This is a genomic window from Exiguobacterium sp. KRL4 (assembly GCF_001870785.1).
Lineage (GTDB): Bacteria > Bacillota > Bacilli > Exiguobacteriales > Exiguobacteriaceae > Exiguobacterium_A.
In genome coordinates, this window is the sequence record NZ_MOLV01000011.1 from 25,580 (window position 1) to 41,708 (window position 16,129).

Sequence of the window (16,129 nt, forward strand, 5' to 3'; positions counted from 1 at the left end):
TCCCTTCTATCTAAATTAGGCGAGAGTACTCCCACTTCTAAACGAAGTGAAAGTGGGAGGTGAATCGCCCCCCTCCCTTTCGGGTATAATACCTTTCAAGGAGGTGAAAATCATGTTGAAGCATAAGGCTTACAAATTCAGAATATACCCGACAAAAGAGCAGGAAATCCTCATCGCGAAGACCATTGGTTGTTCGCGCTTCGTCTTCAACCACTTTTTAGCGAAGTGGGATAAGACGTATAAAGCGACAGGTAAAGGACTGTCTTACGATTCTTGCTCGAAAGAAATTCCTATGTTGAAGCAAGAGTTCGACTGGCTGAAAGAAGTCGATAGCCATTCGCTTCAATCGAGCGTCAAACACCTGACCGATGCGTATGACCGCTTCTTCAAGAAGCAGAACGAACGGCCTCGATTCAAATCGAAGCGCAATCCCGTCCAATCATACAAGACCAATATCGAGAAGAAGAACCAACTTCCCGAAGTCTCGATTGTCCGCAACAAGTTAAAACTTCCTAAGCTGAAGTGGTTGCGTTTCGCCAACTCGAGGCAGGTAGTAGGACGAATCTTGAACGCCACGATTCGACGTAACGCTTCAGGAAAATACTTCGTCTCCCTGCTCGTCGAGCAGGAGATCAACGAAATGCCAAAGAAGGGCTCATCCGTCGGCGTCGATGTCGGGTTGAAGAACTTTGCCATCTTATCGGACGGCACGGTGTACAAGAATGACCGTTACTTCCGTTCGCTTGAGAAGAAGCTCGCACGTGAACAACGAACGTTGTCCCGTCGTCAACTCATCGCCTTGAACAAGAAATTAAAACTTTCCGAGGCAAAGAACTATCAGAAGCAAAAGCGGAAGGTCGCCCGCATCCACGAGAAAATCGCCAACAAGCGAGACGATTTCCTTCACAAGGTGTCAACCGAGATCGTCAAAAACCACGACGTCATCGGCATCGAAACCTTGCAGGTGAAGGACATGAAGAAGAACCGCAAGTTGAGCAAGTCCATCTCCGAGGTCAGTTGGTCAGAGTTCTTCCGCATGCTGGAGTACAAGGCAGAATGGTACGGGAAGACCGTCGTGAAAGTCGGCAAGACCTTTGCTTCCAGTCAACTGTGCTCCAGTTGCGGACATCAACACAAAGACGTGAAGCATCTTGGTTTGCGTGAATGGACATGCCCGATTTGCGGCATCCACCACGATCGTGATGTGAATGCAGGACTGAATCTCAAACAAGAAGCAGAACGCATCTTAGCTTCTTCAACCGTCGGGACGACGGGGTTAGCCTGATCAGGTTTCGACCGTTAGGTCGGATAACTCAGGAATCCTCCACCTCTAGGCAAAACGTAGGTGGAGGTAGTTCAAACTCATTGCTTGTTTACTATGTAACTTCATGAGTTCTCGTTACTTATCGGTCAAACCAAAAACATCTTATAGTCGAGTATACTGAAATTCGGCTGTGAATTGTCAAAAACGGGAAAAGATGAAAAAAAGAGTCTACCGGTTGGTAAACTCTTTTTAATCAAAATCAATACGAATAGTTCATGTTTCGTTGAATTAGAGCAATGACTCCATTGCTGATACTTTCTCGTACATAAAGACTTCGTAGATTTTTTTCTTGAAGTTGTAGTCCATGCTGACAACCATCCGTTTTTTCGGATCCGTCGTTTGGAAGACGTATGACTTCATCATGACCGGATCAGCAAGCCCCAACTTGATATCTGCTTTTGAAGCGACCGTGGAATAATCAAAGTGTCCCCAGTCCATCCATTCGCCAAGTCCCTTGCCCGTCAAGACGGCATCGAGCTGTTTTTCTGTCATGCCTTCTGTCAACTTGGCACCTTTAGTCAGTTGCATCTTACTTTCACGCACACCAAGTTTTGTTTTTGCCGTGACTTCAATCATTCTCGATGTCAGACGATAGACTGAATCCTTACTTTTTGTCACAAACGACAGCGAAGTATACGTTGGTGCCACTTTCACTTTCGTATCATGAAAGTCATACGCCACAAACTTCTGTCCATCTTCTTTATCCGAGAACTCTGGTTTTTTCTTCAACATCGTCGAACCGTCTTTTTTTGTTAATTGTGTTTTATAACTTTTTCCGTAAAGAACTTTTGCGACCTGCTCCATCGTCATGCCTGGTTTCAAAGCTTCAAACTGGACGGTTGCTTGCGTTTCTTCTTTCGTTGCCGCTTCTGCTGTTCCTGCAATCAGTGTTGAACCGGCGATGAGTGCTGCGATTGTTAATTTACCGAATGTTGTTGTCATGTGTAGTCGCTCTTTTCTGTTTTAGGATTAGTAGAGTACTTGAGTACTCGATATATTTTCCATCCAATCGACACGGTAGGTTTTTTTCTTGGAATCGAATGTCATATGGACTTGTAATCGTTTGTTCGAATGATTCGTCCGGAAAATATAGACCTTTGTTTTCCCTTCACCAAGACCCATTTTTTTCAGCTCTTGTTTTGAAAAGCTATGACTGAAATCTGTTGTCGACCATGTCATCCAGTCACCCAGACCTTTTCCTGTCAGTACTTTGTCGAGCTGCTGTTCCGTCATATCGTACTCGACTTGTTTACCTCGCTTCAGCTGTTTATCACTTTGCCGAACGCCCATCGGATTCTCTCCACTGAATTCAAGAGATCTTAATGCCAAACGGTAGACTTTATCTTTCGGCTTGGCTGCAAACAAAAACGTCATATAGTTTTTTTCCTGTTTACCGGGAATGAAGTAGAATACGAAGTCCAAGTCCTTAGACGTCTCTTCTTTTGGTGACTTTTCCTTTAAAATCGTCCGCCCATTCTTTTTCGTCAGGTGTTTTTTATAGGTTTTGCCATACCGTTGTTTCGCAAACTCGGCAATCGTCATTCCTGTCTTATACTTCGCAAACGCAGTCGTGACTTGTTTTTCCTGTGTCGTCGCCGCATTGGCCGTTCCACTGAATACGATCGATGTGGCGAGTGTCAGCATCAAGGTATATTTCCAGATATTCTTTCGCACGAATGACGCTCCTCTTTTTTACTTTACCTCGTCTTCTTCAAGCGTTAAGACAGAGTAGTAATTCACTTTGTATTTTTTATGACGATCATCATAATGCATGACCAGATCAATTTGTTTGTGCGGATTCGAACTGTCGAACACGTAAACTTTTGATTGCCCCAGGTACTTATACTTTTTCCGTTCCTGCTTCGTCTGGACGGCTGTATAATCCCAACTCCACCGCATCGCCACATGTCCCAGCCCTTGTTGACCCGAGACATGACGATCCAGTTGCCGTTCCGTTTGTCCGCTGTGTATCCGTGTGATATGAGGAATCGTCCGGGTACTTTCTCGTAATCCGGTGGGTGAATCCGCAAGAAACTGGAGTGCTTTCGTGGTGAGGTAGTACGTCGATTTGTTTCGTTTCGTATCAAACTCCAGTTCCATCCGCGTCGGCAATGTCTTCGACCGGTCGAAAAACGCATACGTCCGTGTCCGGTATCCTTGTTCGTTTTTGACGCGTATTGCCTTTTGCTTAAAGACTGTCGCCCCGTTCTTCTCAGTCAAGTGTTGTTTGTAGGACTTTCCGTACATGACTTTGGCGACTTGTACCAACGTCAGTCCAAACGCAAATGACCGGTAGGTTGCTAGCACCTGTTTTTCTTCCTTCGATATCGCCTGTACTTCTATCGTCGCAGTCAGACAGAGTACACCGACAATGAGCCCCGTGATCAGTTGTTTCAACCGTCTCATCGCTATCTCTACTTTCTTCATTTCAAGAGTCTCACAGCCCGGTCAGCATCAAGCCGTCCGTACCCGTACGACGTGTCATATCCTTTTTTCCCAAGGTCTTGTGCTGATTTTTTGAGAATGCTTTCGACTTCAGACGCTTTGATCGTCGGTTTTAAGCTGTAGAGGACGCTCGCGACACCGGCGACATGCGGTGCTGCCATCGACGTCCCGCTCCAGAAGGCCGATACCCCGTCACTCAGGTAACTTGGAATGTCTTGTCCTGGTGCAATCAAATCGAGTCCTTCGCCATAGTTCGAGAAAGCCGATCGTTTGTCGAACCGGTTGGAGGACCCGACTGAGAGCGCATACTGCGACCGTGCCGGATAGGACAGTTTGTTCGTTCCTTCATTCCCTGCCGCGACGACAACAAGAACTCCTTGTTTTTTCGCATAGGCGAGAGCATCTTCAATCGCCCGGGACGAGAATCCGCCACCGATGCTGATATTGATGACTTTGGCTTTCTTCTTCACCGCATGCAGGATCCCTTTGGCGATATTCGAGTTGGAACCGTAGTTGTCTTCCCCGAGCACTTTGATCGGGATGATCGATGCTTTTGCATTGATGCCAGACATGCCGTACGTATTATTGCTGTTCGACGCGATGATACCAGCAATGTGTGAGCCATGACCATGATCATCGATGGCGAGCTGACGGCGGTTGACGAAATCATACCCAAGATCCATCCGGACCCGTCCGGCAAAATCGGCGTACGTCGGGTTGATCCCGGTATCGATGACAGCGACGAGGACCGTCGATTGTTTTTTCGAAGTAATCCGCTTTTTCATCGCGTCGAAATTGATATCGGCTCCTTTGACGCCACCCCGTTGTCCGGTATTGTTCAACGACCACTGATACGATTTGAAGACATCATTTCCGAGTCCATGCATCTGACTATCGAGTTCGACATAGGCGACGCCACGTGTTTGTTCGAGTTGGCGTTTCGCGGCAAGTGCCTGCATGACCGTCCGGTACGTGAATTTCTCGAGCTTGAGTCCTGCGTCAATCGTTTCCCGTTTGACGGCATCCGTTTGCTCAGACAACTGCTGATTCTGATCAGCTGTTCCCGTCCATTTGACGACGAGACTGCTCGCTTTCGCCGATGTGCTCGACTGACCAATCGACTCCCGAAGCGGTTGTAGGCGTTCGAGTTTAAACGGGACGACAAACGCCGTATTTTTCTTTCCTTCAATCTCTATGTATTGACGTCCAATCCAACTGAGTGGGAAGATCAGCGACTGATTCGTAACTTGATCGTACCGTCCGTAGACCAGTTGTTGTTTATAGTCTGTTTGTGATTCATAGACCGTGACCGCTTCCGTCGCGTCCGCAGCAAACTTGAGGTGAGTGCCGCCCGTCAGGTAGGTTTTTGTATCAAAGTAAAACAAGGCTTTTCCTTTGCTGTCAAACTTTCCTTTAATGTAGGCTTTCTTTGTTTTCGCGTCCAGCGCCGGTAATTTTTGCGCACCGGTCCCTGCTGCTTCTGTTTGAATCGGTACGGCTGTTCCCAGTAGACCGAAAACCGTCAAGCCGACTAACCATTTTTGCATTTTTTCACTCCTCCATCCGCCTTTTGTCCTATGCATCCAGTATAATGGAAATTTTTACGATAAACACCTAATTTTTGATTTTTCATCAGAATTTTTTCTGGAAATTTAAAATAAATCGTAAAAAAGCGAATCCTTTGAAAGAACGGATTCGCCTTGCTTCATTTAATGTAACTGGCTGCTTTGTCGGCATTGAGACGACCCGATCCATATGTCGTATCGTACCCTTTACTGCCAAGATCCTTCGCTGATTTTTTGAGGATACTTTCGACATCGGTCGCTTTGATCGTCGGTTTCAGACTGTACAAGACACTCGCGACTGCCGCGACATGTGGGGCTGCCATCGAGGTCCCGCTCGCAAAAGCGAGTTCTCCGTCCGCGAGATAACTAGGAATAGAAACACCCGGTGCCACAAGATCAAGTCCCGTCCCGTAGTTCGAGAACGAGGCGCGTTTATCCGTCCGTCCCGTCGCCCCGACCGATAGGACATATTTTGAACGAGCCGGGTATGACAATGCCTTTTTCGCCTCGTTACCAGAAGCAGCGACGACTAAGACATTTTCACTTTTCGCATAGGCAAGTGCTGACTCAACAGATTTAGAGGACGCGTACCCACCAAGACTGAGATTGATGACCTTCGCGCCTTTTTTGACCGCATGATTGATGCCACTCACAAGATCCGACGTGTAACCGGCTCCGCTTTCGTCCAAGATTTTAATCGGAATGATCGAAGCTTTGGCACTGATCCCTGTCATTCCGTACGTATTGTCACTACCTGCGGCGATGATGCCTGCGACATGCGAACCATGTCCATTATCATCCCAAGCCGTCTTCGAACGATTGACGAAATCGTATCCAAGATCCATCCGGACCTTGCCGGCGAAATCGGCATAACTCGGGTTGACGCCTGAATCAATGACAGCGACGAGTGTCGTCGACTGTTTCTTTTTCGCAATCCGTTTTTGCATCGCCGTGAAACCGATGTCCCCTCCTTTGAGACCTTTTTTCTGTCCGGTGTTCAGGAGTGACCACTGGTGGTGTTTGAACGCATCGGCACCGAATGCTTGAACCGGCGTATCGTATTCGACGTACGCTGTCGCACTGGATTGCTCAAGTTTCTGTTTCGCCTGGTTCGCTTCCGTGGCCGATCGATACGTCAATTTTTCGAGTCGTAATTCAGGTGCCAATGACTGAACCGACTTAGCACCGACACTACTTGCACGCATCTTACCGGGTTTTGTTTTGACGATCAGTGCCGTGCTCGCCTTCGTTGTGACAGACGAACCTTTCGTCAAATCAACCGGTTCGTACCGCGACACACTAAACGGGACAGAGTACGTATCGCCAGGAGACCCTTCAAGAATTAAGTACTGACGCCCTTTCCAGCTGAGCGGGAAATACATCGTTTCGTCATTACGTTGAAAGTACCGGTCGTAGACGCGACCTGCATCGGCATCTGCTTTACTCGTAAATATCGTCCCGTAAACGTCCCAGTCGAGTTCAAATTCAAGATGCGTCCCGTCCGTGATAAAGTCGGCTGCATCCATGTACCAGACGTCAAATCCCTCTTCGTCAAATCGTCCTTTCATCGGTGCTCCGACGTAACTGCCATGGAACGTTGGTAATACTTTTGCATGCTCCACCTGCTGGCTACTGACCGTTTTTTGTTTGTCGATCGCTTCTCCGTTTAAACTAAATCCCATCAGTACACTTGCCGCAAGACTACCCGTAATGATCTTTTTCACCTTTCCACTCCTCCAATTGTCTTAGGTCTATACACCTATATACCCATTAATTATGGAATAATGTGGAATTTTAAAAATCATTTACCTGATTCGTTCAATTTTCAGACGAAAAAAATCCACCACCTGAGAGGTGATGGATGAGTGACTTACCTGACGATGACTTTGAAGGTCTTGACGACCTTGTAGTTTCCGACCGTCGTATAGGTGACGCGAATTGACGTTGTTCCTTTGCTAACTGCTTTGACTTGACCTTTTGACGAGACCGTTGCGACTTTTTTATTGAGTGACGCATAGCTGACGGACTTGATTTGATCCGTTGCTGCCGCGTAACCGATCGTCGTTACTTGACCTGGTTTCAATGTTTTTTGCGTTGCTTTGAGCGTAACGCTGTTGACTTTCGTCTCGATCGGCAATGTTGTCGTCAAGACGAAACCGTCTTTTAGTGTCACAGTTGCTGTGACCGTTGTCTTACCAGCTGCTTTACCAACGAGACGTCCCGTTGTATCGACTGTTGCTTTTGATGAATCGGCTACTTGATAACGAATTGACGAGACAGCTGATGAGCTATTTGCGACTTTCGTTTTCAGGTTGATGCCTTTTCCTTGGTAGACACTTGCTTTTTCAATCGTTGCCGTTGGTGCTTTTGTTGTTTGCGGAACGAAGACACCAAGGTATCCATTCACTTCTGCTGTTCTCATGCCTTTGACCGGAACCGTCAAGATACCGTTTTTATCTGTGACGAGTTTCGTCTTACTGACACCACTAGCATCGACGAAGACTTGGTTCGTGTGCTGTTTCCCCATATCGATTTTAATTGTCGTGTTGAGTGTCGATTTTTTACCGATGACCGTCGCAACACCCGTGTTGCGGTTTTTACCGAGACGTACGCTTGAAATCAAGTGATCTCCGGCGATTTTCGACGTGTTCGCTGTGTGCGACACGACTTTTTGGGCACCGTATGCGTACTGCTTGCGGACTTTCAGCAAGTTCGTGATTTCATCATAATACGGTGTTTGTTTCGCCATATAGGAAGCATCTGTCTGATACAAGTCACCATAATAGACGGTTGGGACTGTATCTTTGTTCGTCAGCAAGTATGCATATTGTGCGACAACGTTATCGACCGAATATTTTTTCTTCGTGCTTGCGAGTTCTGCATTATAGATGTTAAGTGCTTTTTTCTCTGTCTCTTTATCGTACATCTTTTCGAACGATTTCGGCTCTTCGCCTGCTGCGTACTGGACACCTGTTTTGATACCGTAGAGATCGAGCATGATTTGGTTGACACGGTTTTTCTCTTGGTCATGGTTGTTGACGAATGACCAGTTGGCGGACGCATCAGTCGATCCTGCTCCTGCCCGGTTAACAGTTGAACCGGTTGCGATGGCACTTAACGGACGTTTTGACATTTCGTTTCCGAGTGCATTCCGCATCGTGAAGTAGAGTGGTGAATCCATGATGAGCTGTTCATCATTGTTTGCTTTCATATATGATTTTTGCTCTGATTTGTAGCTTTCGATGTAGCTCAAATGCTCTTTTTTACCGAAGTGCTCTTTTGCGACTTGTGCTTCCGCCTTCAGAATCGCCGTATCATAATGGGACGCCGCATCGATTCGGAATCCGTCGAACTTGTACGTCTCAAGCATCCACTTCATCCAGTTCTTTTGCTCTTTGATGACTTCTGCGTTCGAGTTGGCCAAGTCTACTCCAAGCAGGAACTCGTCATTATTCGTCATCGTCTTGTTGTAGGCTTGAAGCGGTAAGCCGGCTTCATCGACGAACAGGAACTGATCTTCGATGTCGATGCCCGAATTGTCATTCTGATACGAACGTTCTTCTGATCCGTATCCGTAGACAGCTTGTGTTTTCATGTATTCTTCTGTCAATTTAGCAATCTTCGTGTTGTCAGGAGACGCAAGTAATGCTTCTTTTGTTGCAAAACCATTTTCTTTCATATAGGCGAGATATCCTGGATCTTTCGCATACTGCGACAACATCGGTTTCCAGTTTTGTGGCGATACTTCATACCAACCATCTGCCGCAAGATATGTATCAACGACGTTCAAGCTTTGTGTTTTCGACGCTTCCATCAACCATTCCGGGAGATAGTTTTTCTCGTTGTTTGGTCCAAAGTAACGGTACGGTTTACCGTCTTTGTCCGTCATGACACGTCCTGTACCTTGACCTTGAAGAGAGGTTCCGTTTAAGAAGGTTTTGTTCCATTCTTTGAGGTAACCGTATTTCGCTTGCCCCATTCCGCCCCCTTTTGTATAGGCGAGGTAAGGTGTCGCGAGTGTTTTCGTTGTTTGTCCACCCGTATACGGATTTGCGAACGGCTCTCCTGAGCTTGTCGCACGACGGACGAAGACGGCTTCACGCTGGTTCAAACCAAGCATTTGGTTTGGTACTAAATCCATCTGAACCTTGATGTTGTCGTCATGTAACATATCGACCATCATCTCGAGATGACTCGCTTTACCATATTTCGTCGCCGTCGCTCCACCTGGACCTTGTGGGAACTCACCAAAATCATACCGATCAGCGATCGCATATCCTTCCATGTAACGTGCCATGTCGAACGAACGATAAGCCGGTGGCATCCAAACGTCTGTCACACCCCATGAATTCAGCAAGTCACCTTTTTTAGCGAGTGTCCGATACATGTTGCTGTCATACGGTTGGTACAGACTGAAACTTTGGAAGATGACATGGTTATCCAGCTTTTCACCTGATGTGTAAGCTGCTGCTTGCTTTGGTGCGATACCGAAACTGCTTGCCGCTACGACGGTCGCGAGTAATCCGACTGATACTTTTTTCGTGTTCTTCATTGGTATTATTCTCCTTTATTGTCTGTATGTATTTGATTGTTTTTCCCTTTAATTACTAATCAACATGACATAATTTAACATCTTTCTTTTGTCATGACACCTCTATTTTAATAAAATAAGTCAATAGATTTCACGAAATGCAATCGATTGCGCTAATCATCACAAAAAAAACACCTTCCAGCCATTTCTGGACAGAAGGTGTTCAAGTAAATCGGATTATAACCCGAGAAGAACTGCTTTCTCGTAGCCACCAGTCAAGACAGAGTTGTCATACGACTGAAGATCTTTGTTGACAATGATGACGTTCGACAATGTTTTGAGTGTACCAGCTGGGACTTTGATCTTAACGATATCCAGTCCGTTCGATACGATACCATCCGAGTCAGCAAGCGAGATACTTGTTCCGACCGGAAGTGCTTTTCCGTTCAGGACGTAGTTTGCTGTGCTTGTCGCATCGTACATACCAGAGTATTGAACACCCTCTGTGAACTTGACGCGGATGACATCTTTTTCGTCTTTTTCGTTCGCTGAAACTTTAACGATTTCGAACGGTGTCAAGACCGGTTTCACAGGTGTTTTCATGAGTTTGAAGTCATGTGTTGCTGTTGCGACCGTGTTACCGACATCATCCGAAAGTGATTTGACGACGACTTTCCACTCTTCGCCGTATCCTTCCAAGTCGACAAGGCGTTGGAGACTTTCGTTCGCCTTCACTTGGAAGTTCATGTCTGTACTATCTGTGTAACCAACAACTGATCCGTCAACCGTAACGACTTTACCGTTCTTGTCTTTACCGAGGAACTCGACCGTTGTTTTTGGTGGCAAGACAGTACCCTCTGCGTTAATGAGTGGTGTATTGGCTTGATCTTTATCGAGCAATTTGACCGGTTCGCTCATCATGACGACGAAGTCCGTTGACATCATGACGCGATCGATCGTGTTGATCTCAGCACTCTTCAGATCTGGTGTGTTGAGTGGTGAACCAGCATAGTTGAGGTCGAGTACTAACGCATCATTCTTCTCACCGTTCGCTTCGGCCTGGATAGCACCTTTTGCGAGCGTGATGCGGAACTTATCGTTGTAGTAGTTTTCTTTCGTATTGACTGTATCGTAAAGATCCGTCCAGTCACGTTTCAACTCGATGACTGCTTCGCCAGTGAGTGAATCGTAAGATGTAACTTCGACATACTCACTGAAGTCTTCATAATTCTTCGTGTTCGAGTTGTAACGCTCAAATTTCATTTCGTCACCAAGCAGATCTTTGATGTCTGCTTTTTTGAGGTCTTTGCTGAACATCACGCGGAATTGTTCAGGTGATTCAACGACGACGCCGGCAGTCGGTTTGACTGTATCTGCCGCAACCGTGAAGTCGAGGTTTTGTGTCGTTCCGATGTTACTTTCATCCGAAAGTGCTGCGAAGTCCATTGTATCCGAGACTTGAAGTGAGTGTTTCCCTGCTGCGAAGTAGCCTTCTTTGACACCTGGATAGTCGTCATCCAACATGATGCGGACTGTATCGCGGCGATCAACACCTGTTTTGTTGTCAAATCCGTAATGGAGGACTGTGAAGTACTTTTCACCGTACTGTCCATCGATTTTGAATTTCGCAGAGTCGATTGCTTCAGAGAACTTGACTTCGAGTTGGTTGAGACCAACTGCCTTGACCGACGTTACTTCAGCCGGACGAGCATCCGTCAATTTGAAGCTGGCTTTTGATTTGACTTCTGTATCCGTGCTGCTCGTGATTTTCGCTGTCAATTTGACGACTGCGTTGTCTTGGAGTGGTGTTTCTTTGTCCAAGATCAATTCGAACGCTTTCGGGTTGGAAGGAATCGCTTTGACACCGATGACACGTTTCATCCCATCGAACTGCTCGATTTGGATGTTGTCGTTCGCCAAGTAATCTTCTTCATGAAGACCTTGCATGACTTTATCGAGTCCGAATGATTTGAGTAAGAGCTCACGTGAGACCGCTTTATCAAGGAAGACCGTGACACGATCTGCTTGATTCGATTCCGCTGCAAGGACGTTGATCATCTCGATCGGAGCCGGAGTCACAGCGATTGTGCTGAATTTGACTTTCGTCTCTCCAGAAATTTTACCAATAAGGTTTTTGTAATCGCCTGCTGCCGTTTCGATGATTTCTGCTCTGATGATCGCTTCGAGATCCGTGTTGCTGAACTCAGAAGTGAGGATGACCGTTGCTTTACCATCTTGGATTGTGACACGTTCTTTCGCGAGCGCTCCGAACGATGTCGATAATTTAAGAACGATATCGTCTGCATTTTGGTCGACTTCACCAGTTGCTTTGTCCTTGAGCAAGAACGTCACTTCTGTGTTGTCGGCACCGTTTGCGACGATTGTCGACGCTTTTGGTGAAACTTCAAGCATCCAGAGGTTTTCGACACCTTGTGTCATGAAGCTCATTGAACCGAGGTCACGAGCGACGCCACCGATCAAGATACCTTTCGCTTCAACTGTGTAGTCTTTGTCGTAGTCAAGACCTGACACGTCAAGGATCGCTGATTTTTTGTCTGGGCTGAGGTTAGCTGCCGTGACTGTTCCACCTGCGATTTTGAAGTTGTCGACTGAAACGCTATCAACAGCGCGTGAGAACGACACTTCAACTTTTTTGTTGCCGATTGCTTTCGCTGACGTCAACATCGTGTTTGCGATCGTGAAGTCCATTGCTGGTGATTTCACATCGCCAACTTTGACGACATAGCTATGCGTGCCTTCCGGGATTCCTGATTGCGAAGCCGTGAATTTCCCGTTTGAAAGCGTCCCTTTCGCAACGATCGGTGCTTTCGACATATCTTTACCTGGGTAGATCAAGAGATCCGCCATCGCGCCTGATGCTGCGTACATGACGTCTGCTTTAACAGAAAGTGTCTGATCATCGACGCTTCCCATGACATTCGTGATGTCAGCTGCTTTGACTTCATAGTTGATCGAACCTGTTACGACAGAGTTCGCACCTTTGTACGTGTAAGCAATTTTATATTTACCGGCTTTTGATGTGTCCGGTGTTTTGATGTTGAATTTGCTGATCGGGCGTTTAACGATGATGCCTGATTTGTAACGGATGCTGATCGTGCTCGGAAGAACGACTTTGCCTCCGACTGCAACTGGTGCGAGGACTGGTTCGAGGACATCAACGACATAGTTCTGAAGTTCTACTTTGAGGATTGCTTTTTTCGAAGTGCCGGCAACTGTACCGTAAAGCACTTGGTACTTGTTGATGTACTTCGTTTCAAACTTCACGGATCCGCTCCATTTGACTGAACGCATTTCGTACTTGCCGTTCGTGAGTTTGACTTTGACCTTTGTCGGCAACATCAATTTCTTGACGGCATACTTTGAACCACCTGCATGTTTCATTAAAATTGGTTCGATGTATTTAACAGAGACCTTTGAAGCCGCGTCTGCAGCAACCGGTGCGACGACAGATGCAGTGACTGCGAGAGCAGCTGCAGCAGCGTACAATTTGTTTGATTTTTTCGTGTAAGCCATGTTTACAATTCCTCCTCTTATCTTTCAAAACTAAATGCGACAACCCCAACCAGATAACCTACACTTAAAGTAAAATATTTGTAAATATTTACTTTATTCCATGCAACAGTCCTTCTGTCTTCTTCGGAGGAATACGTTCTGTTTCACGCGCCGATCCATCGCCTATTCAGTAGACAATCGTCAGTGATCCATTATGTATCCAGTTTGGGATGAACAGAAAGATGTTGTCGAAACCCTTAAATACGAAGGATTTCCGTATGTGGTAGGTTTGTACCAAATCACACTTCTAAAAAAGTGAATGACTCAGCTACAGGTTCAATATACAAAACTAGGAAACTAACGACAATAGGTTTTTTGTAAAAAAAAGGTGAATAGTAGTAACTAGTAAAATATATTTACAGGTTGTATATGGAAATTAAAAATCTGAACGTCCCTTTTTAAGAAAACGCTTACAAATATATAGAATTTCACGCAAGTCAATATTTTTGTGAAATAAAATAAAACCACACACTTTATTCGAAGTGGTGGTTTTCTACATCAAGATATACTTTGATTGGCTTGTTCGATCGCTTCCAAAAAAGCGTCCCGACGAAATCGATGGTCGGTGTCCGCCGTCAGTTCAATCACTTCATCAAGACGACGCAATTGAATCGGTAAGCCACGACCAATCCATTCGAGTTGCTGGTGCAGATGTCGTCTCGCCTGATCCATCGTATGTCGTTCTGCTGCTACGAATTGCCGTAAGTACTGTAGGACGTATCCGAGTCCGAATTCAATCGGAATCCGTAATTCAACCCCTTTGTCTTTAACCCGGATCACCCCCGCCCCGTAATGAATCGCCCGTTCCCACTCTTCACTAATTCGTTCGTACCAGTTTCCGTTCGTCAGGCAGTGAGTTTCAAGTGCGCCTTTGGGACCACTTGGCATGACAGTAAAGTAATCGATTTTCATGCGTCTTCTCCTTTTCTGTATAAAAAATAGGATGAATCCACAGTGGACTCATCCTATATGACAGTTCAGAAGGTTTGATTGTTCGAAAATGTTTTATTCGGACGTCCAATCCCTTCGTACTGGACGTTTCCTGGATCATTGACGTAAGCCCAACAGTTCCTGCCGTCCACCAGACGCGCTGATTTCATCTGTTTGACCAAGAGTTTTGGCGTGATCTGTTTGATTTCATCCCACTCCGTCATGATGACCGCAAGATCTGCACCTGCAACGGCTTCTTCAATCGAATCCTTTTGATCAAGCAGCGTCTTCGCTGCCGGATCATAACCGGTAACGATAACCCCCATCTTCATCAATCGTTCGGCAAGACGTAATGCCGGCGCATCCCGTAAATCGTCCGTTCCCGGCTTGAAAGCTAATCCCAGCAAAGCAACATGAAGACCGGGACTTGGATTGATTTTGTCGAGGACATATTGCAGTTGTGCTTCGTTTGTCCGGTCGGCTGCTTCAATCACATGGAGATGTTCCCCTTGTTGGTGTGCCAGAGTCGTCAATGCCGCAATGTCCTTCGGAAAACAAGAGCCGCCGTAACCAGCACCCGCTTTTAAGAACGCAGGACCAATTCGTGGATCAAGACCAATCCCGTGTGCTACATCCTCGACATCTGCTCCGACAATATCCGCAAGTCGCGCAATCTCATTGATGAAACTGATTTTGACGGCCAAAAAACTATTTGCCGCATACTTCGTCAGTTCGGCTGTCGTCGGATCGACATGCACGATTGGCGCATTCGTCTTGAATAATTCCGTCAAATTACTTGCCAACTGTTGATCATGTGTCCCGATGATGACGCGATGTGGGTTTCGCATGTCACGAATTGCTGTGCCTTCCCGTAAGAACTCCGGGACCATCGCAAAACGTAACGACGGGTAGGCCGTCTGCAACTTCTCCGTCGTGCCTGGTGGTATCGTCGACTTCATGACGACAGCCGCATCTGGTTGAATCGAATGGATTAACTTAACCACTGCTTCGACTGCCGATAAATCACAACTCCCATCAGCCCGTTCTGGTGTCCCGACGGCTACCAGGTACAGGTCAGATACCGGATACTCCGTCGTGAAGGTCAGACGCCTTTTATTTTGTTGTAACGCCTCTTCGATTCCTTCCTCGGTGATCGGAGCCACCCCGTTCGACAGTTGCTCCATCCGCTCTTTATTTAAATCGACACAAACCACCTCATGTTTCGCATCGGCTAGTCCAATCGCGGTCACAAGACCCACGTACCCTGTTCCAATTACTGTTACTTGCATCTCATCACGTCCTTCGTCAGTTTCCCTGTCTTCACTATACGTGAGCGAAAGCGATTTGTGCATCGAAAAAGCTTTTCGAATACGCTATACTGGATACGGGAATGGGAGGAATGCTCGTGGCGATTATCATCTTTTGCCTCGTATGTCTCTTCGCATATCGTATCCGCAAGCTTCCTGAAGCGATTCGGACGATCTTACTCATCCTCGGGTTACTCAGTGGATGGTTCGCGCTGTTTGAGATCATCAGTTATCTAGAAGCCAATCCTTACCTGGCTGCCATCCCGATTACACTCGGACTTGGCTACTGGTATTGGCGGCGCAAGAAAAAACGGACGACCGATTCTACCTCTCCTTGAGGTCGAGCGGTGTCCGCACATCAATCAAACAAGACTTGTTCCGCACGCGGGACTGGTCTTTTTTTGTCATAAGACGGCTGGTGGTCCAAACTTACCGTCGTGGTAATCACGGAAAG

Annotated in this window: 11 protein-coding genes; 2 read left to right on the forward strand and 9 right to left on the reverse strand. The window is 46.6% G+C overall.

Annotated elements, in window-relative coordinates; translation table 11 throughout:
• Positions 1-112 precede the first annotated feature (112 nt).
• Positions 113-1,285 carry an IS200/IS605 family element RNA-guided endonuclease TnpB gene (tnpB, locus tag BLD48_RS08720; RefSeq protein ID WP_071499878.1) on the forward strand — a complete coding sequence of 391 codons (1,173 nt, stop codon included), beginning with the start codon at positions 113-115 and terminating at the stop codon, positions 1,283-1,285.
• A gap of 267 nt (positions 1,286-1,552) precedes the next feature.
• Here tnpB and BLD48_RS08725 read toward each other — a convergent pair whose 3' ends face one another.
• The 9 genes from BLD48_RS08725 to BLD48_RS08765 all read right to left on the reverse strand — a co-directional run bounded on the left by BLD48_RS08725 (position 1,553) and on the right by BLD48_RS08765 (position 15,657).
• Entirely contained in the window at positions 1,553-2,266 is a 714-nt protein-coding gene (locus BLD48_RS08725) for a hypothetical protein (RefSeq protein ID WP_026830250.1), read from the reverse strand.
• Between the two features lie 27 nt (positions 2,267-2,293).
• On the reverse strand, positions 2,294-2,998 hold the full coding sequence (locus BLD48_RS08730) for a hypothetical protein (RefSeq protein ID WP_083412283.1): 705 nt from the start codon (positions 2,996-2,998) through the stop codon (positions 2,294-2,296).
• Between the two features lie 18 nt (positions 2,999-3,016).
• A complete protein-coding gene (locus BLD48_RS08735; RefSeq protein ID WP_161487708.1) occupies positions 3,017-3,751 on the reverse strand; it encodes a hypothetical protein in 735 nt (244 codons plus the stop codon).
• Positions 3,748-5,316, reverse strand: a complete 1,569-nt coding sequence (locus tag BLD48_RS08740; protein ID WP_071499880.1) for a S8 family peptidase — start codon at positions 5,314-5,316, stop codon at positions 3,748-3,750. Before BLD48_RS08740 ends, BLD48_RS08735 begins: the two co-directional genes overlap by 4 nt.
• Before the next feature lie 158 nt (positions 5,317-5,474).
• Complete coding sequence (locus BLD48_RS08745) at positions 5,475-7,058, reverse strand: S8 family peptidase (RefSeq protein ID WP_236629978.1); 1,584 nt, start codon at positions 7,056-7,058, stop codon at positions 5,475-5,477.
• A gap of 146 nt (positions 7,059-7,204) precedes the next feature.
• The gene (locus tag BLD48_RS08750; RefSeq protein ID WP_071499881.1) at positions 7,205-9,886 is read right to left on the reverse strand and encodes a glycoside hydrolase family 70 protein; all 2,682 of its coding nucleotides are present in this window, start codon (positions 9,884-9,886) and stop codon (positions 7,205-7,207) included.
• 216 nt (positions 9,887-10,102) lie between these two features.
• Positions 10,103-13,399, reverse strand: a complete 3,297-nt coding sequence (locus BLD48_RS08755; protein WP_071499882.1) for a hypothetical protein — start codon at positions 13,397-13,399, stop codon at positions 10,103-10,105.
• Between the two features lie 537 nt (positions 13,400-13,936).
• Positions 13,937-14,350: a hypothetical protein gene (locus BLD48_RS08760; RefSeq protein WP_071499883.1), complete on the reverse strand. Its 414-nt coding sequence runs from the start codon at positions 14,348-14,350 to the stop codon at positions 13,937-13,939.
• Between the two features lie 65 nt (positions 14,351-14,415).
• Positions 14,416-15,657: a UDP-glucose dehydrogenase family protein gene (locus BLD48_RS08765; RefSeq protein WP_071499884.1), complete on the reverse strand. Its 1,242-nt coding sequence runs from the start codon at positions 15,655-15,657 to the stop codon at positions 14,416-14,418.
• Between the two features lie 110 nt (positions 15,658-15,767).
• Here BLD48_RS08765 and BLD48_RS08770 point away from each other — a divergent pair, with 110 nt between their 5' ends.
• Complete coding sequence (locus BLD48_RS08770) at positions 15,768-16,013, forward strand: hypothetical protein (RefSeq protein WP_236624340.1); 246 nt, start codon at positions 15,768-15,770, stop codon at positions 16,011-16,013.
• Positions 16,014-16,129: the final 116 nt, after the last annotated feature.